This window comes from Sutterella wadsworthensis, from assembly GCF_003315195.1.
GTDB lineage: Bacteria > Pseudomonadota > Gammaproteobacteria > Burkholderiales > Burkholderiaceae_F > Sutterella > Sutterella wadsworthensis.
In genome coordinates this window covers 78,774-99,258 of record NZ_QNRV01000002.1, presented here as the reverse complement: position 1 = coordinate 99,258, position 20,485 = coordinate 78,774, and the positions used below count along the sequence as shown (strand labels likewise).

The window sequence follows — 20,485 nt, the reverse complement described above, 5'->3', positions numbered from 1 at the left end:
AGCGAAGCGATTTCATCGTGGGAATTTTGGGAATTTTGGGAATGCTTACTGCGAGTAGGCTTCGCAGGCAATTTGCCTTTGGGAATTCTTGGGAATTTCGGGAATTTCTTTAAATTTCATAAACATATGAAAACCCGCCGCAGGAACATTCCCCGCGACGGGCTGATTAGATGGAATTTGCCTCACCAACCTTCATAGCCGGTTAGTTTGCGGGCCTCCTTTTCGGCTTCCTCTCGGCTCATGCCGGCGTCGAATTCAAGTATTGCCGCTCGCTCCTCATAAGCCTCTTGAACGGCTTCCTGCCGTTCCAAGCCACTAGGAGGCTTCATCTTTTGTTCTTCAGTCATATGCATCCCCTTGTCTGAACAGACCTGGCGAAGCGATTTCATCGTGGGAATTTTGGGAATTTTGGGAATGCTTACTGCGAGTAGGCTTCGCAGGCAATTTGCCTTTGGGAATTCTTGGGAATTTCGGGAATTTCTTTAAATTTCATAAACATATGAAAACCCGCCGCAGGAACATTCCCCGCGACGGGCTGATCAGATGGCTTTAAGCACTATTGCCCGAAGATTCAACAACCGGCATCACCATATAAACGCATCGAGCTCCTGACAGATGCGGGGCAATCATCTTCCCCTGCGGGCCAGATGCTTTGAACATGTATGGATGACTTCGATCGTTTTGTTTCAGCAGTCCTTGTTTAGCTAATGCACTAAGCACAACCTTTGGCACATCCCCGACCGGACATAACTCAGCATCAAACAATGTGCGGTTGATAAATGCTTCGGTGGGGATATCTTCAATGGTTACTTTCAACACACCCATACAGGGAAGGGCCGAAGCCGCCTGAATCAGTGTTTCACTGCCAGGCCGCTGAAGCGCAAAACGCCCACGGTTCGCACTGATCTTCTCCACGACGAATAGAACGCGCTCGCGATCCTGCATTTCTGCGGTCTTGTATTCGGCGCGCCATGCTTTGAAGCACTTGGCCGCAAACTCTGAGGCCATGCCCGCCGGCCAGGGCAGAACACCAAAGCGAATAGCTAGCTCACCCGCTTTCGCAATCAATGCGCAGCGTCTAGCAACGCGAACGATTTGAGTATCTTTCGTCCCGCAGTGCTTATTCACCCAATCGCTCATCTGCTCCCGCAAGTTGCTTTCAAACTGCGACACACCAATAGCCGCAATATGAGCAATCAACGCCCGAATGAACGCCGGTCCCGCCGTGCCATAGGCTTCTGACTTTGTCGCGGTATTGATCTGATTGGCGTATTGAGCGGCAAGCGTTAAACGCTCATCCTTTGTTTTCGTCGGATCAAATTCACCATCAAACACGCCGAATTCGGGACCGCCTGCCGCCGCAGGGATATCAGCCATGCGCATTTTTACGCCTTCCTTGGGCGAGCCTTTTTTCCCAGGAGCTTTTGCCGCATAGTCTTCTATGGTCTCCTCTCCGGTGGAAAGGAACAGAAGCCGCCAGGTCAGTACGCGCCGCGCCTCCAAACCCTTTGTTGCACGGCCTTTCCCGCGTTCATTACCGAGCATGTAGATAATCGACTGAAGCAACGCGGGGGATGCCTGCCCAATCTCATCCAGAATCAACGGTAGATGCGTATGCGCAGAGGCGGCGCTTTCAAGCCCGTTGTCGGTAGTACGCCAGGTTCCCATTTCTCCTCGTTCATTAGCCGGCCCCCAAAGCGAGCACAACGCACGGGCGCAAGTGCTTTTTCCTTTGGAGGATTCTCCGTAGAAATGAAAGCCGCCAGATTCTTCGCTTGTGAATTCCAAAAGCGGCGCCGCGAAGCCGAGGCAGATTGCGAACCCTATCCGGCTTGAGAACATAGCGGGCGTACCGATCTTTTCTTTCCAGTCAGTCAGCGTCCCCCTTTCCTCATAGACAGGCTCGCTCTTCGGATCTCCCGTATAGATAATCCCGTTTGTCTCACTCTTGCCCATGATTCCCAGGCGAGGAATCGAGAACGCTTCACCATGATTCACCCAGCCATGATGATCAACACCCAACACACGCGCTCGCACTGGGAAGCGATTAAGAAAGTTGACGATAAAGGCGCTCCCCCCTTGAGAATTAATGGCATGACGAATTTCAAGCCCATTGTCGGCCAGATATGCAACCACCTGAGCAGGGCTTTTCATCAATACCGAGCACGGAATTGTGCCTTGCCGGAAATTGCCATCTTGATCAATCCATTTCAGCGCAAGCCGCCAATCATCCCCCTCTGACGAACGCACCTTTGCAACCACTTCAAGAGGTCCGCAAACCGGCATCGGAGAGCCTTCCCGCCGAGTGAAGAAAACGCCTAACGGGCCGAATGAATAAGCATCACCATTAGCAAGCATGAAAGCCTTAGAGCCGTCTTCGTTCTCTATCAAACCGGTTGGTTGATTGACTTCTCCCGCCTCCTCGAACGCCTGTACGCCCGCGCTCTTTGGCTTTTCTTTGGTCGAAGCAGGCTTTACAATGTTCGCTACAACAATATCTTTTGTGACCTCGACGCTCACCGGCGCCGAGGTTTTTTCTTGCATAGTTACGGCAGTCATAGTTCCTCCGCAGCAATAAAAAGATCGTTCCAATCGGTCGGTTGATTACCGCCAGTTATGGCCTTAAATTTCTGAATCAAGACACTGCTAAATGAGGGAATGCGGAGCTTGCCGCCTACCGCTTCTGCCGCACATCGAGCATCTTCTTCGCCGTTTCCCCGATCGCCGCAGACCTCGATATGAGCGCCAGGGAAGTAATTGCGCAGCGTCTGCGCTACCGCACTCAAATTTCCGCAGTAGCGAGCGGCAACACACGGAAAGCCGAGCACTTGAGAAATGCTTAATGCTGTCGCTATGCCCTCAGCAATACCGATACGCCCAACGGATTGATTCGAGAGGCGAACGCTCTCAGGAAGCCAAAAGGCGCCTTTGGCTTGTGCCTCAGGGAGCGCGTATTTACCCCCGTTTTCTGAGATACATTCAATCGAACTCGGCACGGTGGCATGCACACTGCGATAAAGCGGCACCATCAGCACTGATCCCGTCATGGGGCGATTCGTCTTGCAGTCCATAAGTCGGCGCGGCGTCTCCTGATAGAAACGATCGAACTCACGCTGAATGTCGACGGCATCCATCACGAACAAGCCAGAAACGGCCTTGACGTGCTTTCGATTTAAGTAAGGATGCTCAATCACCGGCGCCGCCTGTTTCAGCAACTGCGACGCAAAGGCTGCAACCTCCGCCCAACGGCGCGCCTGTTCCTCATCCCACTTGCGACGCTCAATTGCGGCACGCCTCATCAGTGAATCCCGTTCGGCTTTCGTGAGTTTCTTCCCTGCATCGTCAAACCAAAACACGGCCTCACCCGTGATCCAGTTCCAAACGACGCCGCCGGTCCCATCAGAGAACATGCGGACGCGTCCGGCACCTTGCTTCCAACGCTTGCCGTCGAAAGCCTTAGAGACATTCCACGGACCAGGCAATAAGCCACGACAGGGATACTCAACGCCCGCGGCAGTGCAGGCATCAATCGGAGTTGAATAGAGCTTTTGTGTCATCACCGAGCCCCCTTTCGCAAAGAGAACTCGGCTACGGCGTGTACCGCATGGAGAGCGTCGGCAATGTCCTTAAGCTCCTGCATGAGCGCGCACACATGCGTTTCTGCGGTCGATATGGCGGCCGCTTTGGCGCTTCTTTGGGCGCTGAACTGCATCAGCACAGCACGCAACGCAGAGACTTGAACATCAAGACGCCTCAGGCTCGGAGCTATCGAAACAATGGCGGAGAGGTCTCCTGAGAAACACGCGTTGATGCAATCAACCAATGCAAACCCTTTGATTCCGTTAAGGTCAATGGCGCTTGATTGAGGCTCTTTAGGGACGGCCTGCCCCCTGCCTTGACGCGGTTCCCCGTGTCGGCATTCATATTCATTTTTCATGTTTTCACCCCCGATTTTTTAGCAGGTGTGCCCGCGCGTCTTCACGCTGAACGCTTGCGGCCGAAACTAGCAAGAGCGTATCGGCAAGCAATCCGACAATTGCGCCGAGCCCGCGGGATTGTTCTGGGGAGAGGGAATCAACCTTTTGGCTTGCGTCGGCTGGGGCTTCCAGAACGGAAGCTATGTAATTCATGCCGTCAGCGACATCATTAACAAGCGTACGCAGGTCGCTATCGATTGCGCCCACGCCCTCTGGGTCATTGGAACTCAGTGCGTTAAGAATGAAGCCGAACGGTCGATTTGCGGCGAAATCGCTTCCCTTGAGAAAATCGGAAGATTTGAAGGTGTGTTGCGCCAGAGCTTCGGCACAACGGGAATTGAAGGTATTTACGGCAGATACTTTGCCGCCTTGTATGGCATGAGAATTCATAGCCTAGGCTCCTAGAACAAATTGAGGGAGCCGCTTCACACCTTCCAAAGTGTGGCGAGCGGTGCCGTGCAAGTTGGAAGACCGTGTTCTAGGAAACGGCAGGCGCAAAGCCTCAAGCACGGCCCCGCCCGTAAGAGACGCGTAGGCCATGAGATAACCGCCAAAGAAAACGCCGCGAGCAAAACGCAGCGCGGCGGTCATCCGCCTAGAACTAAGCGAGCTTCCACACTCGCGCCTTACCGACTTGCGGCAAGGCACGGACATATTAGCGGATCGATTAGCCAGGATGCAATAAGCCTGTGCGTTATGCTCATGTCCGAGGCCGGATTCAGAGGCGCTATTGTTCGCAGACTTTCCACGGACACGAACGAAAGCACTAACAACGGCCTCTTTTGGTTTGTGATTAAGCATGAGCCGTCTCCTCTAATAAAACCCAGGGAAGGCGCCTGCCGTTCTCACGCCAATAGAGCCAAACAAGGCAAGCTACAGCGTCTAGCAAGTAGTCTTTGAAGATCGGACCGCCATAAATGTTTGCACGGCGCACGCTCTCAACGTGCTCGGAGAGGCTGGGAATGCGCAACATCAGGCGATGAAACGAACGTGTCACGCCGACATACTTAAGCCCATTTGCCCGCGCCCAAGAAAACAACGAAAGGCGGCAAATACCGTCTGCAATCTGCACATGATGAATAACCGTATCGTCGGCAGTAGGAATTGAACGAGGTTTCATTACGCCACCTCTTCTACCTTTGCCTGAGCATTCATCCAGGCGACCAAATCAGTTACGCGATAACGAACGGCTGCGCCAATACGAAACGGGCGGGGAAATGTAGGGTCTGCCTTGCGAAGTTCAAACCACTTCGTTTTGCTGATGCCGAGGGCTTTACAGCCATCTGCAGCGCTAAGTACAAAGCGGCCTGCAAATCGATCAAGATCCGCTTTCATCGAATCAGGGATTTCAGTCGGTTCGGCCTGAATGTGGGCAGAAACTTTATGTTCCATGGAAAAGCCTTTTCATTGTCTAGAACCCTCGTGCCGGATTCCGTAGCAATCCTTACGCACTCGGAAGGACTGAAGAAACCTTACCAAAATAAACCAATAAAAAAGGAACGCACTCACCTTTTGCATCACCATAAAAGGAAAGCACCTTTTTATTATTTTGACAATAAAAAAGGCACTCACCTTTTCAATGAGTGCCTAATCAACATAAGGGTATGTCTCTGAACCCTTAATTTTTAGCAGGCGTCTTCTCCCAATTCACGACTATAGCTATACGTTCCAACGCCGTCGTACTAAGCGGTTTGCCTTTATCCCAATCCTTAAGCCGCGATTTAATTTCATCCTTAGGCGTGCGGTCCTTCACCATAGGATCAACTTCAAATGAACACCACGTCTCAACAGCCGCCGCCAGCTCAGGTTGATAGCGCGGATGTTCCTGATCAAGTAATGCCCGGATGTGATCAATCGTCAATGGGGCGCCAGATGGTATGCACGCCGTTGATGCAACCAACACCGATTTAACCGCCTCAGGTGCCACAGGCATACAGGCATTAAGGACTTCATCGACATCAGGTGCCGGCGTCTGCTCGACAAGCTGCCTCCAATCATCATATGTCGGGATAGTCTTGGTTCTATCAGCAACACACTCGCAATCCTCACCCTCATCAATTGAAGTTCTCGGCCATTCAGAAACATTCAAATCTTTCGATTGCAAAATGCTTCGATTCCTTAGCAAGGAGAACAGCTCAGGCAGAATAGGCTCGTAAACCGTACTCGTTACGCCGCGCAACGTAACCGCTTCGGTTTCTTTCTCTTCATCATGAAAAATTCCGAAGCAAGGGATATTGATACCCATCCCATCATTGTTAGCAATAGACAATGCACTTACAAAATAGGCACGGAGAGAAAACTTAAATTCACTTCTATCGTTATAAAAATTGCCGTCGTCACGGTATTTGGTGGCGAAACCATTCAATGTAGGGAAACATACAGCCGAATTCGAAGGATTCCGATCAATGGCATTCTCTAAATACTCTAGAACACGTTTGCCTTCACGCACCATCTTTCTCGCGTCATCACTTAAGTCTTCGGGCCAAGGGTAATAGTCGGTTATCGCCAAAGCGCTGGGATCGATTCCACAAAGCAAAGATGCTGCCTCCCTCACCGTCCACTTGTCGCGATTAAGCCAGGTTTTCGCATCTTCAAGCGTCAATCGATCAAAAGGCGAAATCGTATTTTGTTCTCCCGAGTCATTAGCTTGCTTAAAAAAAGCCTCAGCGTACTTTCCCACGACGTTCCATCCCTTCACCCCGCGCAGCGCATTGAGAATGTGGAGAGGCGCGCCCTCAGCGGGCGGGATGAATCTCAGCCGAGCGCCTGGGTAGCTACTCCCAGGGCGTGCGCACCTCATGAATACACATCTTAGCGAAAGTCCGCGGAAGTCCGTAGGGGTATGGGTTTGGCGTTGACTCTAGTCCCTCGCGCGCGCGCGTGCGCGCGGATTGAGTGAAAAACTCCCACTATCAAAGCATCGATCTTCCGTACTATCTCGGCGTTCGCTCGGCGTTCATTTCGTTAGCCGCAAAGGTATGGCCTTGTAAATGGCTCCGACCACTTTTGCTCAAATTTGCGCTAAAGGCTCTGATGTTAGCTTCCAGCAAGGGCTGCCTTCTTGCCTACAGCCATGAGCCTTTCATGAGCCTCACAGCACATCGAAAAATTCCCGAAAAATCAAGCTCGCCAAAAAGGGCGAATTCAGGGAAAACATCTACTGAGTGCTTTTGTACGCGCGCGGACCGGATGCAAGCAGAGGTCACGACGCCATGAGCTATCTATCCCACTGAAGCCGAGAGGGGATCGCTAAAAAATTAGCGAACGACGCTCCACACCTTCCCATCCCGCGCGTTCGGTTAATTCTTACCAGTCGCGGCCTCCGACGCCAAAGAGAGCCCGCCAAACGTTGTGTAAAGCAGGATCAGGCAATTTCTATCTTTCCATGTTGTGCCAATATCAGTTGCAATATGTTTCCGAAAAATTCCCAAAATTCCCAAAATTCCCACGATAAAATCAATTTGCCTGGCTCTGCCCCTGTATTCATGGGAATTATGAAAGTTAGATAGTGGATAGGTAAGGTTGTAATAACTATAAGGTTACATATATATGTAGTAGATATTTAGATATATTAGATATGTGTATATAAGAGATTCAGGCAATAAAAAACCCCGCTAAGCATCATGCTTAAACGAGGTTTCAGCATTGGCGGCATCAGCAAGTTCTCAGTCCTCATCCGGCCATTTGCCTTCAATGCAGTACCGACCCCATGCCTCCATAATTTCGCGCTCATGCGCCTCATCATCGGCGGAAAGCCCTTGCCGATAGTAGGCGCCGCCGAACCGATCTTTCGCCGCATGATCTAAGCACCGCTCAACAATGTTCGGATTGAACCGCGCATAGTTTCCATGAGCAGTAAGCTCCGTCCAGGTCCTTAAGCAGGCGCGCATTCCGTGCGGTGTCACGTGACGAGGCTTACCTTCTTTCTTTGATTTTTGAGGATCAAGCCAAAGAGGGAGCCCCGCACGCTCTCGGACCTTATTCATATCGTTAATGGTTTTCGCCATTGTCGCTTTACTTATGGACCGCGGCTTAGAACGCCGGAGGTCTGCAAACACGAAAGGAACCTCCGCGCTTCGAGGCAGCGTTCTGAGTAGTTGTATTGCATAAGAAGAGAGCACCAAATCAACCCCTTCAGGACGCTTCATCTTGTTGCTCTCTAACGGTTGATGCCAGATGCCGCGTTCTAAATCCAGATGCTCCCATCGAAGCCCGAGAACCTGCTTGCCTAGGATTTCGTGGTAAATGGAATCTTGACGGCCCGCTGTAAGAATCATGAATTCCAAAGCACGCGCCCCAACCCCTGGCATTCGTTTCAATTGAGCCATGAATTCGGGCATACCCTCTGGCGGCAGGGCGCCGAAATGCCCCTTCTCTTTCCTGCACCTCACCAACGGTTTGCACGCCTCTTTAAAGACAGGATCATTCTTATTCGCCGGTGCTTCATCAGATTGTCGGTATCCCTTCTCGTGGGCGTAAATACAAATCTGATTGACGAGGCGGCGGCACTTTGCGTCCGTATCTTGACGCGTCCCCATGTCCCGATAATGGACAAGCCGAATGCACGCCGAGCGATCGACATCATTTATCGCCATATCACCCAGCACCGGCAGAATCCAATTGCGCAGATATGAACGTGCTTTATCGGCGCCGCGAGCATCATGCGCCCACAATCCTTCTTTTTCCTTTACCTCGATCCATTCGTCGGCCACGATACGGAATGGAGTACGCCAGCGCATTTCAGCTTCGGCAAGGGCCTTAGCCTCAATTTCGGATTGAGCCTGCCGTTCTCGCTCTTCCTTAGGATTCAAGCCTGCGGCAATCTGTTCTGCAATTGCTTCAGCCTTACACCGAGCATCCCTTAGCGTCACTCCTGGGTAGGCACCTAAGCCAAGGTTAAATCCATCCGCCGTATTGGTCTTTTGCTTTTTATAAGTCCACCGAGCATTGACGCCAGAAGCTCCAATAGTCAACTCAAGCCGCAGGCAGGGCGTCTTACCGTCCGTGAGTGCTTTTGTCTTCTTACCGCTTGCGGCAAATGCCTTCAGTTCCTTTTGAATTCCCAACGGCGTTAGGTCCTGCGCTCTTCTAGGCATTTTTAGTACCTCACAGAATGATGAATAGGACATCAACCAAAAATGTACTTATGAGTGTACTTATAAACTGCGGATGTGGGCGCACTTGCACGAACCGCTAAGAACGCAGTTTCCATCTAAATCATTGAAAAATAAAAAATCCCGAACCGCTAAGAACGGCTCGGGACATAAGTTTGGTCCCCGCGACAGGAATCGAACCTGTACCGCAGCCTTCGGAGGGCTGCATGATATCCATTTCACCACGCGGAGGAGGTCGGAATTATATCAAGTTTCCGAAGGATCTACCTCCAAACACACGGATGCCGAAGACGATCGCGGCACTGTCTTTAACGCTTGATTCCAGACTGTGAGAAAACGATGAAGGATTGGCCGCACGGAGCTTTCCACAAGAAGCTGCGCTCGCTCACGGTTCATAACCTTTACCAGTGCCATGGGAACTGGGTCATAAATAAATACTTCTGGAGGTGCTAATTGCGAAGCAATTGTTGCTGCCTGCTCCAAAAAACTAATAGCTTCGGAGAGATGTTCTGCTTCTACTGTTAGAAGGGCTTGGTACACAAAGGGAACGCATCCACTTTCGCGGCGCTCTTCCAATGTCTCGTCTGCGAACATTGGATAATCCTGTGCCGCCAGTGCGGCAAACAGCGGCTCCTCAGGGAATCTTGTCTGGATAAGCACCTCACCGCGGTCACCGGCTCGCCCTGCACGCCCTGCGACTTGCATGAGTGTGAAAAAAAGACGTTCTTTCGCACGAACCGAAGGACTTAATATCTGAGCATCTGGATTAAGCACGACAACAAGACCAACTCTTTGGAAGTCGTGTCCTTTCGCGACCATCTGCGTTCCCACCAAAATGTCCACTTCTCCACGGTGTACTTTTTGAAAGGCTTCTTCTGCAACATGTTTTTTCGCCGCACTATCACGATCAATACGTAGCACTGTGCGTTCCGGGAAAAGCAGTCCCAACTCTTCCTCTATGCGTTCTGTTCCTGTCCCACGAGGCAAAATGTCAACATTGCCACATGAAGGACAAGCTTCCGGCACAGAATGACGCGCTCCGCAATGATGGCAAATCAGTGCCTTTTCGCGCTTGTGATAAACCATAAAAACAGAGCAATGCGGACAAGCACTCACCCACCCGCATGCAGGACAGCTCAACACGGGAGCGTAACCACGACGATTGAGAAAAACCAATACTTGACGACCGGAAGTTAGGCACGCCTCTATTGCTGTTGCTGCCGCATCAGACACCATTCGTGTCGACCCTTTTATCGGCGGAGATATGAGCTTCACTTCCGGAAGCTCTGCTCGATTTACTGCTCGATGAGTCAATGACAGCAATTTATAGCCGCCAGTCTTCATGCGGCACCAACTTTCTAGCGAGGGAGTAGCCGATCCCAATACGACTGGGCATTCAAGTTTCGATGCCCTCCAAACAGCAAGATCTCGAGCGCTGTAGCGCAGCCCATCACTAGCCTTATAGGAAAGATCGTGTTCTTCATCAACAAGAATAAGCGCCAACTTTCGGAACTCGGCGAAAATCGCCATACGAGTACCAACCAAAATTCTTGAACGCCCTTCCTTAACCCCCAACCATGCACTGGCACGTTGATTATCCGTATATTCACTATTTAAGGCTGCAACTGCTTCATGGGGAAAACGACGTTTAACTCGGCCTACTAACTGGGGAGTCAGATTAATTTCGGGAACGAGAAGCAGTACTTGAGATTCGGGATCCCTCTCAAGAATGGACTTAATGAGATGGAGATAAACCTCAGTTTTTCCAGATCCCGTAACGCCGAAAAGCAGCCAGGCTTGAAAACCAGACATACTAAGCACCGCGCTAACAGCAGCACGTTGCTCTGCATTGAGTGTTGGTACCTCTATCGCAGATTCCTGACTCGTATCCGGTATAGGCATTGCATCCCGAATTTTTGCGATACGTTTCTCCTGCTGAGGTGTTGGCATCCGACGCAATGCTGTTGGTATTGCCGGCAACGCAACTTCACCCCAGCCGCGTAAGTAATAAATTGCCGCGAACTTGGTAAGCGCTAGCCACTCAGCATTCAAGGGAGCCGTAGCATGAAGCACTGCAGAAATACATTTCAAGCGCTTATCCTCACAATCGGCAGCATTGGCCAACGTCGCCACAACCCCGACAACACGACGACTCCCTAAAGGTACGACGACCAGATCACCGACAGCGACCAGCAGATCATCAGGTATGCGATAGTCAAGCGGTGGCAGACCTGGAACATCTACTAAAACTTTTGCAAAGAGTCCTATCTTTATTGCCACCAGAAGATGCCTCCAACGGGTATGAGCGTCTTATTCAGCCGCCTTGGTCACCAATAAAAGTGCATTCTACGAGAGTTTTATAGCCTTACCCTCCAGTCCTAAACTTGTGGATAACTTTGTGGATTTTATTTAAGAACTGTGCTTTTCAGATTTCTGGATTATTAGCATGCATACACCAAAAGACACGCACTACTCACATCTTCGCTACTCGTTCAGGAATAAGCAAGCCATCAAAAAGACCCGCTAATTTGTAGCGGGTCTTTTATCGGCATTACTATTCGGCGTCGCGCCTGTGAATAACTATTCTGTTAGATATGTTGGTGGCGACTATATTCATGAACCTCATCAACGAGAATCTGAACATTTTCTATTGGCGTGAACTGATTGATACCGTGCCCCAGATTAAATACATGTCCCCCCATGCCAACCGGACCGAAAGCATCAATCACTCGACGCACCTCACTACGAATGGTTTTTTCATCGCCAAACAGCGCTAGAGGATCCATATTCCCTTGCAGGGCCACACGATCTTCTGTAACGCGGCGAGCTCGTGCAAGGTTTGTCGTCCAGTCGAGACCAACAGCATCGCACCCACAAGCTGCAATTTCCTCAATCCATTCACCACCCCCCTTAGTGAAGACAATAACAGGCACTTTGGCACCATCAGCTTCACGTGTAAGACGGGAGACTACTTTCTTTGTTGCTACCAGAGAAAACCTTTGGAAATCCCCATCCGCTAGCATTCCGCCCCAGGTATCGAAAATTTGGACAGCCTGCGCACCAGCAGCAATCTGAGCATTGAGGTAATCAGCAACTGCATCGGCGTTGATGTCGAGGATTCTCTCGAAAAGATCTGGACGCCGGAACATCATTGTTTTTGCTGTGCGGAAATCTCTACTACCACGTCCTTCCACCATGTAGCAAGCAAGCGTAAATGGAGATCCTGAGAAACCAATCAACGGCACGCGATTGTCAAGTGCTCGACGAATGCTACGAACAGCTGCTGTAACGTAACCCAATTTGTCTTCAATATCAGGAACAGCCAGCGCTTTAACAGCTGCCTCATCCTGAACCGGATGCGCAAAGACGGGGCCTTCTCCCTGAACAAAGGAAAGACCTAACCCCATTGCGTCGGGCACAGTCAGAATATCGGAAAAAAGAATGGCAGCATCAATACCGTAACGATCTATCGGCTGCAAAGTCACCTCTGTGGCGTAATCCGGATTCTTCGCCAATCCCATGAAACTCCCTGCCTTGCTTCGAGTTGCGCAATACTCAGGCAGATAGCGACCAGCCTGACGCATGAGCCAGACAGGCGTGAAATCCGTATGTTCGCGCATTAATGCGCGCAGGAAAGTGTCGTTATGAAGAGTCATTTTGCTTATAGGAAAGTGAGATTCGTGGGGACTAGAACTATATAAAGAAAAAACCGCGCATCAATGCGCGGCTTTTCTCGTTTCAGCGGTCGGGACCATTGAATGGATAATCAGCGAACGACCAACACCGGACGATCTGCCTGACTAAGCACTTTCTGAGTTTCGCTGCCTAACAGCAAAGCTCCAAAAGTCCCTAGACCGCGGCTCGCCATCACGATATAGGTGGCATTGACTCGGGCTGCGCAAGCAAGCACCCCCTGAGACACCGTCTCGGCGTGCTCGACCACAACTTCGCAAGGCACCTGCTTTTCAGCAGCCTTGTGCGAGATCGCCTCAAGACGTTCCTTGACGATGGGTTCTTCTTCAGTAAAGCCGCCGGCAGGTGCTGCTGAAAGCACGACGGTCATACCAACCACGGAACCTCCAACCTGTTCAGCCAGCTCAATAGCTGTATCGACGGCTTTATCGCTGAGATTAGACCCGTCCGTAGTTACGAGGATCTTAACGGCGCTCATTGTGTTCTCCTTGAATTCCTTTAATGCCGCGGCTCAAAAGCGCGGGCAAGCGTTTCTGAGAATCCTACCGCAGACTAACAAAAAATGAGCGGAGGTTCGTACAGAACATCTCCGCTCATTGCTGTGTCGGCGCTGTGAACGATCAGAGCTTGCTACGCAGTTTGCGAATAACAGCAAGCTCGGCAGCCAAGGCAGCGATCTCCGCTTCAATACGAGCGATTTCAATGCTGCCGGTAGCAGAAGCACGGGCGGCTTCAGCAGCAGCCAAAGCTTCCTTGGCGCGGGCCTCATCAAGATCCTTGCTACGAACAGCCGTGTCCGAGAGAACGGTGACCTGCTCAGGCTGGACCTCCAGGACGCCACCCGCAACAAAGATCTGCTCAGGTTCCTGCTCACCAGGAACGTGCACTCGCACGAAACCAGGGCGGATAAGTGTGATCAGCGGAAGATGTCCGGGCATGATGCCAAGTTCGCCAGACGTTCCGGGCAGCGAGACGAGTTCGGCCTCACCGGAGAAGATATGTTCTTCGGCGCTGACGACGTCGACTTTAATGGTAGCCATATAAGTTGCTCCGTTTGTCGGGCGCTTGCCGCGGCGGCAATATGTAAATGCAGCCGCGGCTAAGCATTACTTGAGGGTCTTAGCCTTCTCAAAGGCTTCGTCGATCGTACCGACCATGTAGAACGCCTGTTCAGGCAGTTCGTCGCATTCGCCGTCAACAATCATCTTAAAGCCGCGAATCGTTTCCTTCAGCGGAACGTACTTACCGGGAGCACCAGTAAACACTTCAGCAACGTGGAATGGCTGCGAGAGGTAGTTTTGAATCTTACGAGCACGCTGAACAACGAGCTTATCTTCCGGAGCCAGTTCGTCCATACCCAGAATCGCAATAATGTCGCGAAGTTCCTTATAGCGCTGCAGAGTCTCCTGAACGCGGCGAGCAACCGTGTAGTGCTCAAGACCGATGATGTTCGGGTCAACTTGGCGGGAGGTAGAGTCGAGCGGGTCAACGGCCGGATAGATACCAAGAGCAGCGATATCACGCGAAAGCACCACTGTAGCATCCAAGTGACCAAAGGTCGTGGCCGGCGACGGGTCAGTCAAGTCGTCAGCAGGGACATACACAGCCTGAATCGAGGTAATGGAACCTGTCTTCGTGGAAGCGATACGTTCCTGAAGCTTGCCCATTTCTTCAGCCAATGTCGGCTGATAACCCACCGCAGACGGCATACGGCCGAGCAGAGCGGAAACTTCAGTACCGGCGAGGGTGTAACGATAGATGTTGTCGATAAAGAGCAGAATGTCGCGACCTTCATCACGGAAAGCTTCTGCCATCGTCAGGCCAGTCAGTGCAACGCGCAGACGGTTTCCCGGGGGTTCGTTCATCTGACCGAACACCATGGCGACCTTGTCGAGAACTTTGGACTCTCCCATTTCGTGGTAGAAGTCATTACCCTCACGCGTACGTTCACCGACGCCGGCAAACACGGAGTAGCCACCGTATTGCTTAGCAATATTATTAATGAGCTCCATCATGTTGACGGTTTTGCCCACACCGGCGCCACCAAACAGGCCGACCTTACCACCCTTAGCGAACGGGCAGATAAGATCAATCACCTTGATGCCGGTTTCGAGAAGATCGACGGACGGTGAAAGCTCATCAAACTTCGGAGCCACATTATGAATCGGACGGATCTCTTCCGAACCGATCGGACCGCAGTCATCAATCGGGCGGCCGAGCACGTCCATAATGCGACCAAGGGTCTTCGGGCCAACCGGCACAGAAATTTCTCTGCCGGTGGTTTCAACCTTCATGCCGCGGCGCAAGCCTTCTGACGTACCCATTGCAATGGTACGCACGACGCCGTCGCCAAGCTGTTGCTCAACTTCGAACGTAAGGCCGTTTTCGGCGAGACTGTCGGCTTCGTCATTTTTCAGAACGAGAGCCTCGTAAATCTTAGGCATCGCATCGCGCGGGAACTCAATGTCCACGACCGCGCCGATCACCTGTACGATCTGTCCGATACTCATGGGATTTCCTCAGTTATATCGATTCATTCAATTCGATTAAGACACCGCGGCGGCACCACCGACAATTTCGGTGATTTCCTTCGTAATGCCGGCCTGGCGAGTCTTGTTGTAGACGAGCTGCAAGTCGTCAATGAGCTTCTTGGCGTTGTCCGAAGCAGCCTTCATAGCTACCATACGGGCACTTTGTTCAGAAGCCATATTTTCTGCAACTGCCTGATAAATCAAAGCCTCGACGTAGCGGCGAAGCAGCTCGTCGAGAACGGTTTGGGCGTCAGGCTCGTAGATGTAGTCCCACGAGAATTTGCGCTGAGGCTCGTCGGCGGAAAGGTGTTCATCCGTCAGCGGCAGGAGCTGTTCGATGACTGGAATCTGCTTCATGGCGTTAACAAAACGCGTGTAGCAGAGATAAACCTTATCGACCTTATGCTCCTTAAAGGCTTCAATCTGAACCTGGATCGCTCCAATGAGTCGATCAAGGCTCGGACGGTCGCCAAGTTGCACCGCCTGGCTGATCACCGGGACACCGATACGCTGGAGGAAGCCGAGACCCTTGTTACCAAGAGCCGAGGCTTCTACCTGCACACCCTCAGCAGACCAATCACGGAAACGCTGCAGAAGCATGCGCTGAATGTTGGTGTTGAGGGCGCCGGCAAGACCCTTGTCGGTGGACACCAGAATGATGCCCACCTTCTTGGCGCCTTCCGGGCTCGTCAAGAACGGATGGCTATAGTCGGTAACATTCGCACGAGCGAGATGCGAGCAAATCACTCGAATCTTGTCTCCGTACGGACGGGCCGCATGCATCCGATCCTGCGCCTTGCGCATCTTCGAGGCCGCAACCATCTCCATCGCCTTGGTGATCTTGCGCGTGTTCTGCACGCTCTTGATCTTTCCGCGAATTTCCTTAGTACTGGGCATGGAATTGGGTCCTCTTGGATATGACGTTAGATGGCGCCGTTCTTTTTGAACTCGGCGATCGCACCCTTCAAGCTGGCTTCGTCTTCCTTCGAGAGTTCCTTACGGCTTTCAATGGAGTTGACGAGATCAGCGTAGTGAGCCTTCAGGTACTCACGCATGGCACGTTCTACACGCATGGCGTCGGCAACAGCCACGTCATCGTAATAGCCGTTATTGACTGCATACAGAACGAGCGCCTCTTCCCAAACCTGCAGAGGCTGATACTGGGGCTGCTTCATCAATTCCGTAACCATGCGGCCACGTTCGAGCTGCTTGCGGGTTACTTCATCAAGATCAGAAGCAAACTGAGCAAAGGCAGCCAAAGCACGATACTGAGCCAACGCCAGACGGACGCCGCCGCCAAGCTTCTTAATGACCTTGGTCTGAGCAGCACCACCAACGCGAGACACCGAGATGCCAGGATTGATAGCCGGACGAATACCAGCGTTGAACAAGTCAGTTTCAAGGAAGATCTGACCATCGGTAATCGAAATCACGTTCGTCGGAACGAACGCAGTCACGTCACCAGCCTGCGTTTCAATGATCGGCAGCGCCGTCATCGACCCCGTCTTCCCCTTAATCTCACCCTTTGTAAACTTTTCGACGTATTCGGCGTTCACGCGGGCTGCGCGTTCCAGCAGACGGCTATGCAGATAGAACACGTCGCCAGGGTAAGCTTCGCGTCCTGGCGGACGGCGGAGCAACAGAGAGATTTGACGATAGGCCCAAGCCTGCTTCGTCAAGTCGTCATACACGATCAAAGAATCTTGACCACGATCGCGGAAATATTCGCCCATCGTAGCGCCAGCATACGGAGCGAGGTACTGCATGGCTGCAGACTCGGAAGCCGTCGCAGCAACAACAATGGTGTAATCCATTGCACCGTGCTCTTCGAGCTTGGCTACGACATTCGCAATCGTAGAGGCCTTCTGACCGATAGCTACGTACACGCAGATCAGATCTTTGCCTTTCTGATTGATGATCGTGTCGATCGCAACGGCAGTCTTGCCGGTCTGGCGGTCGCCGATGATCAATTCACGCTGACCGCGGCCAATCGGCACCATCGAGTCGATGGACTTAAGACCAGTCTGAACAGGCTGTGAAACTGACTTACGGTCGATCACACCCGGCGCAACCTTTTCAACGACGTCAAAAGCCTTGGCATTGATCGGCCCTTTGCCATCAATCGGCTGGCCGAGAGCATTGACAACGCGACCAATCAGTTCTTCACCAACGGGTACAGACAAAATACGACCGGTGGTCTTCACCGTATCGCCTTCAGAAATGCCTTCGTATTCGCCGAGAATAACGGCGCCGACGGAGTCACGTTCAAGGTTTAGGGCGAGGCCATAGACTTCGCCGGGGAATTCCAGCATTTCACCCTGCATCACGTCGCTCAGACCATGAATGCGGGCAATGCCGTCGGACAACGAAACCACCGTGCCCTGAGTGCGAAGATCAGCGGAAACGCCGAGGCCTTCGATACGCTTCTTCAGCAATTCGCTGATTTCACTGGGATTGAGTTGCATCTTACAGCTCCGAATTTTATGCGGTAAGCGCCGTCTTCATCTGATTGAGACGCGCGAGGATCGAGGCATCGAGGAGCTTGTCGCCAACGTGCACACGCACGCCGCCAATCAAAGCTTTCTCGACTGAAACGACCGGGTGAAGCTTCACTCCTGGGAACTTCTTCGCTAGCGCTTCCAGCAGATCCTTAAGCTCAGCATCGCTGAGCGGGAAGGCGGTCTCGATCAAAGCGTCAGCGACGCCTTCGGACTCGTTCTTCAGGATGCGGAATTGACGCGCGATTTCCGGCAGCGCATCAACGCGGCCATTTTGAATCACCACGCGAAGCAAATTCTTGACTTCATCCGGCTGATCCGCACCCACGACGCTCGCAAAGATGTCGTAGAACTGGTCATCGGTAAGTCCGGGATCTCCCTCGAGCTGACCGATCTGAGGGTCGACAGCAGTTTCTGCAAGACGAGAAACTGCATCAAGCACCGCAGACATATCCTGTGCGCTGGCTTTACGCTCCTGCAGGGCTTCCATGAGACCTACAGCGTAAGGGCGCGCTATCGTAGAAAGTTCCGCCATAGTTAGAGCTTCGCCTTCAGTTGATCAAGCAGCTGAGCATGAACAGTCTTATCGACCTCGCGGGCGAGAATCTGTTCAGCACCCTGAACGGCCAAATCAGCAACCTGGTCGCGGAGCTGATCGCGCGCACGCTGAACCTGCACATCGGCTTCCGCCTTGGCAGATTCGATAATGCGGTCAGCTTCGACCTGAGCCTGAGCTTTCGCATCTTCCACAATTGCCAGAGCACGTTTTTCGCCGTCGGCCACGATGGTCGAAGCGCGGGCACGAGCAGCAGCCTCAATGGCCTGCCCCTGCTCGGTAGCAACAGCAAGAGCTTTTTCACCCTTATTCGCCGCGGCAAGGCCGTCAGCAATCTTCTTTTGCCGCTCTTCAATCGCGTGAATCAGCGGTGGCCAAATGTACTTCATGGTGACCCAAGCACCAAGCAAGAACACGACCATCTGTACAAACAGAGAGGCATTAATGTTCATTGTTGAACCCCATTAAGTCTGCAGCGCCGCGTTTGTGCAAGTGCGGCACTGCGGACAGCGTCATTGAAAGAAAAGACGTTTTGCGCCAGGGCTAGGGATTAGCCGACGAAGGGGTTGGCAAAAGCGAACATCATGGCGATACCAACGCCAATCAGGAAGGCCGCGTCGATCAGGCCAGCCAGAAGGAACATCTTCGTCTGGAGCGGTTCCATAAGTTCGGGCTGACGAGCAGAGGCTTCAAGGTACTTCGAACCCATCAGAGCGATACCCAAGCAAGCACCGAGGGCGCCGAGGCCGATGATGATACCGCAGGCGATGGCAACGAGAGCGACATTGGTCATTTGAAAGAACTCCTAAGAATTTACAAAAAGGGAGTAGAAAAAAGGAAGTGTCGAAGAGATTGTTTGTTAATGGCTACTGTGTGCCTGGCCGATATAGACCAAGGTCAGCATCATGAAAATGAACGCCTGCAACAGAACAATCAGCACATGGAAGAGCCACCAGACCAAACCGGCGATGACTTGTCCAATACCAGCTGCAGCGCCGCCGAAAAGGCCAAACTCGAGCATATAGCCGCCGAGAAGCGCAATGAGGAAGAATACGAGCTCACCAGCATACATATTGCCGAAGAGTCGCATACCCAAAGAAACGAACTTGGCCAAATACTCAATAATGTTCATGAGCAGATTCACTGGCCACAGAAGCGGGAATTTACCAAAAGGAGCTGTGAAGAGCTCAATAATGAAGCCCGAGAACCCCTTAACCTTGATGCCGTAATAAAACAGAAGGCAAAGCACACCAAACGAAAGACCGAGCGTACCGTTCAGATCAGCCGTAGGAAGTGGACGAAGGTGGTTAATACCGACCAGACCCGCAAGCCACGGGAAGAAGTCTACTGGGATCAAGTCAATGCAGTTCATGATCGTGACCCAGCAAAACACTGTCAGCGCCAGAGGAGCAATATAGGTGCGATCACCATGCACAATGCTCTTAGCCTGGTTGTTGACCATTTCCACGAGCATTTCAACGGCGCACTGCATTTTGCCTGGGACACCGGACGTAGCTTTTTTTGCGCCGAGTCGAAGAACAAAAAAGACAACAAGCAGAGACAGAATGGAGAAGAAAAGCGTGTCGTAATTGAAGACAGAAAAGTCAACAATCACCTGCTGATGCAGCGACTGCAAGTGCTGCATATGGTGCTGAATATATTCAGTTGCACTGGGGTTCTCGATTGACATGAGGACCTATCCTTAGCGTTTTTTAAACAACAGGATGAAGTAGCTGTTCGCCACCGCCATCAGCGAAATAATCAAAGCGGGCCAGTTCAGGTTCGCATAGAGCTGCGCCGTAATAAACAGCAGCAGGATTACGCAAAGCACCTTCACAAATTCCCCGAACAGAAGAGTAACGACATTGGCACCAACGCCGCATCCGAGCTTCTTGACACCTAGCAGAATCAATGCATGAAGCGTTGTTGCAGCTGCGTAATAGAAGCCGCCTAGGAACGCCGAGAGTCCGGGATCTGTTCCAAAAACTGCAGTACAGAAAAGCGCTGCAATCAATGTAACAACATACTGCGCGAGAACGACGCGCATCATATCAGAAAGGGCGAACATTCTCTTGCAGAGGCTTGAGGGAAAATGACTGGCACGGATTGTAAATCT

Annotated in this window: 21 protein-coding genes and 1 tRNA gene; 1 reads left to right on the top strand and 21 read right to left on the bottom strand. The window is 51.9% G+C overall.

Annotated elements, in window-relative coordinates:
* Positions 1 to 182: 182 nt before the first annotated feature.
* The 3 genes from DES29_RS12425 to DES29_RS01620 form a co-directional block, all read right to left on the bottom strand.
* Positions 183 to 347 (bottom strand): hypothetical protein, encoded by a 165-nt coding sequence (locus tag DES29_RS12425; RefSeq protein ID WP_170126109.1) that lies wholly within the window; start codon positions 345 to 347, stop codon positions 183 to 185.
* Positions 348 to 549: 202 nt separating this feature from the next.
* Positions 550 to 2,559, bottom strand: coding sequence for a DUF927 domain-containing protein (locus DES29_RS01625; protein ID WP_113854350.1), 2,010 nt, complete (start codon positions 2,557 to 2,559; stop codon positions 550 to 552).
* Positions 2,556 to 3,557 (bottom strand): toprim domain-containing protein, encoded by a 1,002-nt coding sequence (locus DES29_RS01620; protein ID WP_113854348.1) that lies wholly within the window; start codon positions 3,555 to 3,557, stop codon positions 2,556 to 2,558. The genes DES29_RS01625 and DES29_RS01620 overlap by 4 nt, the downstream gene beginning before the upstream one ends.
* On the opposite strand from DES29_RS01620, the gene DES29_RS12330 reads away from it, so the two are divergent.
* Complete coding sequence (locus DES29_RS12330) at positions 3,551 to 3,796, top strand: hypothetical protein (RefSeq protein ID WP_147145840.1); 246 nt, start codon at positions 3,551 to 3,553, stop codon at positions 3,794 to 3,796. The two genes, DES29_RS01620 and DES29_RS12330, sit on opposite strands and share 7 nt — an antisense overlap.
* Before the next feature lie 145 nt (positions 3,797 to 3,941).
* On the opposite strand, the gene DES29_RS01610 is transcribed toward DES29_RS12330, so the two are convergent.
* The 18 genes from DES29_RS01610 to DES29_RS01520 all read right to left on the bottom strand — a co-directional run bounded on the left by DES29_RS01610 (position 3,942) and on the right by DES29_RS01520 (position 20,437).
* The gene (locus DES29_RS01610; protein WP_113854345.1) at positions 3,942 to 4,367 is read right to left on the bottom strand and encodes a hypothetical protein; all 426 of its coding nucleotides are present in this window, start codon (positions 4,365 to 4,367) and stop codon (positions 3,942 to 3,944) included.
* Between the two features lie 403 nt (positions 4,368 to 4,770).
* Positions 4,771 to 5,097: a hypothetical protein gene (locus tag DES29_RS01600; RefSeq protein WP_113854343.1), complete on the bottom strand. Its 327-nt coding sequence runs from the start codon at positions 5,095 to 5,097 to the stop codon at positions 4,771 to 4,773.
* Entirely contained in the window at positions 5,097 to 5,369 is a 273-nt protein-coding gene (locus DES29_RS01595; RefSeq protein WP_021995200.1) for a helix-turn-helix transcriptional regulator, read from the bottom strand. The genes DES29_RS01600 and DES29_RS01595 overlap by 1 nt, the downstream gene beginning before the upstream one ends.
* A gap of 226 nt (positions 5,370 to 5,595) precedes the next feature.
* Positions 5,596 to 6,657 (bottom strand): hypothetical protein, encoded by a 1,062-nt coding sequence (locus tag DES29_RS01590; protein ID WP_147145837.1) that lies wholly within the window; start codon positions 6,655 to 6,657, stop codon positions 5,596 to 5,598.
* Between the two features lie 985 nt (positions 6,658 to 7,642).
* On the bottom strand, positions 7,643 to 9,106 hold the full coding sequence (locus tag DES29_RS01585) for a tyrosine-type recombinase/integrase (protein WP_113854341.1): 1,464 nt from the start codon (positions 9,104 to 9,106) through the stop codon (positions 7,643 to 7,645).
* A gap of 141 nt (positions 9,107 to 9,247) precedes the next feature.
* A tRNA-Arg gene (locus DES29_RS01580) sits at positions 9,248 to 9,322 on the bottom strand.
* A gap of 15 nt (positions 9,323 to 9,337) precedes the next feature.
* Positions 9,338 to 11,371 (bottom strand): replication restart helicase PriA, encoded by a 2,034-nt coding sequence (priA, locus tag DES29_RS01575; RefSeq protein ID WP_021994796.1) that lies wholly within the window; start codon positions 11,369 to 11,371, stop codon positions 9,338 to 9,340.
* 308 nt (positions 11,372 to 11,679) lie between these two features.
* Positions 11,680 to 12,747: a uroporphyrinogen decarboxylase gene (gene hemE / locus DES29_RS01570; RefSeq protein ID WP_016475322.1), complete on the bottom strand. Its 1,068-nt coding sequence runs from the start codon at positions 12,745 to 12,747 to the stop codon at positions 11,680 to 11,682.
* Between the two features lie 110 nt (positions 12,748 to 12,857).
* On the bottom strand, positions 12,858 to 13,262 hold the full coding sequence (locus DES29_RS01565; RefSeq protein WP_005429115.1) for a universal stress protein: 405 nt from the start codon (positions 13,260 to 13,262) through the stop codon (positions 12,858 to 12,860).
* A 142-nt stretch (positions 13,263 to 13,404) separates the two neighbouring features.
* Positions 13,405 to 13,824: a F0F1 ATP synthase subunit epsilon gene (locus DES29_RS01560; protein WP_005429116.1), complete on the bottom strand. Its 420-nt coding sequence runs from the start codon at positions 13,822 to 13,824 to the stop codon at positions 13,405 to 13,407.
* A gap of 66 nt (positions 13,825 to 13,890) precedes the next feature.
* A complete protein-coding gene (atpD, locus tag DES29_RS01555) occupies positions 13,891 to 15,294 on the bottom strand; it encodes a F0F1 ATP synthase subunit beta (protein WP_005429117.1) in 1,404 nt (467 codons plus the stop codon).
* A gap of 36 nt (positions 15,295 to 15,330) precedes the next feature.
* Positions 15,331 to 16,212 carry a F0F1 ATP synthase subunit gamma gene (atpG, locus tag DES29_RS01550; protein ID WP_005429118.1) on the bottom strand — a complete coding sequence of 294 codons (882 nt, stop codon included), beginning with the start codon at positions 16,210 to 16,212 and terminating at the stop codon, positions 15,331 to 15,333.
* 26 nt (positions 16,213 to 16,238) lie between these two features.
* A complete protein-coding gene (gene atpA, locus DES29_RS01545) occupies positions 16,239 to 17,780 on the bottom strand; it encodes a F0F1 ATP synthase subunit alpha (protein ID WP_005429126.1) in 1,542 nt (513 codons plus the stop codon).
* Between the two features lie 16 nt (positions 17,781 to 17,796).
* Positions 17,797 to 18,348: a F0F1 ATP synthase subunit delta gene (locus DES29_RS01540; RefSeq protein ID WP_005429133.1), complete on the bottom strand. Its 552-nt coding sequence runs from the start codon at positions 18,346 to 18,348 to the stop codon at positions 17,797 to 17,799.
* A 2-nt stretch (positions 18,349 to 18,350) separates the two neighbouring features.
* Positions 18,351 to 18,821, bottom strand: a complete 471-nt coding sequence (locus DES29_RS01535; RefSeq protein ID WP_005429135.1) for a F0F1 ATP synthase subunit B — start codon at positions 18,819 to 18,821, stop codon at positions 18,351 to 18,353.
* A 98-nt stretch (positions 18,822 to 18,919) separates the two neighbouring features.
* On the bottom strand, positions 18,920 to 19,162 hold the full coding sequence (atpE, locus tag DES29_RS01530; RefSeq protein ID WP_005429137.1) for a F0F1 ATP synthase subunit C: 243 nt from the start codon (positions 19,160 to 19,162) through the stop codon (positions 18,920 to 18,922).
* A 66-nt stretch (positions 19,163 to 19,228) separates the two neighbouring features.
* A complete protein-coding gene (atpB, locus tag DES29_RS01525) occupies positions 19,229 to 20,059 on the bottom strand; it encodes a F0F1 ATP synthase subunit A (RefSeq protein WP_016475321.1) in 831 nt (276 codons plus the stop codon).
* Positions 20,060 to 20,071: 12 nt separating this feature from the next.
* On the bottom strand, positions 20,072 to 20,437 hold the full coding sequence (locus DES29_RS01520) for an ATP synthase subunit I (protein WP_005429142.1): 366 nt from the start codon (positions 20,435 to 20,437) through the stop codon (positions 20,072 to 20,074).
* Positions 20,438 to 20,485 lie beyond the last annotated feature (48 nt).

Coding starts and splice junctions, on each gene's coding strand:
- DES29_RS12425 (WP_170126109.1), bottom strand. CDS start 347: ATGACTGAAGAACAAAAGATGAAGCCTCCTAGTGGCTTGGAACGGCAG.
- DES29_RS01625 (WP_113854350.1), bottom strand. CDS start 2,559: ATGACTGCCGTAACTATGCAAGAAAAAACCTCGGCGCCGGTGAGCGTC.
- DES29_RS01620 (WP_113854348.1), bottom strand. CDS start 3,557: ATGACACAAAAGCTCTATTCAACTCCGATTGATGCCTGCACTGCCGCG.
- DES29_RS01610 (WP_113854345.1), bottom strand. CDS start 4,367: ATGAATTCTCATGCCATACAAGGCGGCAAAGTATCTGCCGTAAATACC.
- DES29_RS01600 (WP_113854343.1), bottom strand. CDS start 5,097: ATGAAACCTCGTTCAATTCCTACTGCCGACGATACGGTTATTCATCAT.
- DES29_RS01595 (WP_021995200.1), bottom strand. CDS start 5,369: ATGGAACATAAAGTTTCTGCCCACATTCAGGCCGAACCGACTGAAATC.
- DES29_RS01585 (WP_113854341.1), bottom strand. CDS start 9,106: ATGTCCTATTCATCATTCTGTGAGGTACTAAAAATGCCTAGAAGAGCG.
- hemE (WP_016475322.1), bottom strand. CDS start 12,747: ATGACTCTTCATAACGACACTTTCCTGCGCGCATTAATGCGCGAACAT.
- DES29_RS01565 (WP_005429115.1), bottom strand. CDS start 13,262: ATGAGCGCCGTTAAGATCCTCGTAACTACGGACGGGTCTAATCTCAGC.
- DES29_RS01560 (WP_005429116.1), bottom strand. CDS start 13,824: ATGGCTACCATTAAAGTCGACGTCGTCAGCGCCGAAGAACATATCTTC.
- atpD (WP_005429117.1), bottom strand. CDS start 15,294: ATGAGTATCGGACAGATCGTACAGGTGATCGGCGCGGTCGTGGACATT.
- atpG (WP_005429118.1), bottom strand. CDS start 16,212: ATGCCCAGTACTAAGGAAATTCGCGGAAAGATCAAGAGCGTGCAGAAC.
- atpA (WP_005429126.1), bottom strand. CDS start 17,780: ATGCAACTCAATCCCAGTGAAATCAGCGAATTGCTGAAGAAGCGTATC.
- DES29_RS01540 (WP_005429133.1), bottom strand. CDS start 18,348: ATGGCGGAACTTTCTACGATAGCGCGCCCTTACGCTGTAGGTCTCATG.
- DES29_RS01535 (WP_005429135.1), bottom strand. CDS start 18,821: ATGAACATTAATGCCTCTCTGTTTGTACAGATGGTCGTGTTCTTGCTT.
- atpE (WP_005429137.1), bottom strand. CDS start 19,162: ATGACCAATGTCGCTCTCGTTGCCATCGCCTGCGGTATCATCATCGGC.
- atpB (WP_016475321.1), bottom strand. CDS start 20,059: ATGTCAATCGAGAACCCCAGTGCAACTGAATATATTCAGCACCATATG.
- DES29_RS01520 (WP_005429142.1), bottom strand. CDS start 20,437: ATGTTCGCCCTTTCTGATATGATGCGCGTCGTTCTCGCGCAGTATGTT.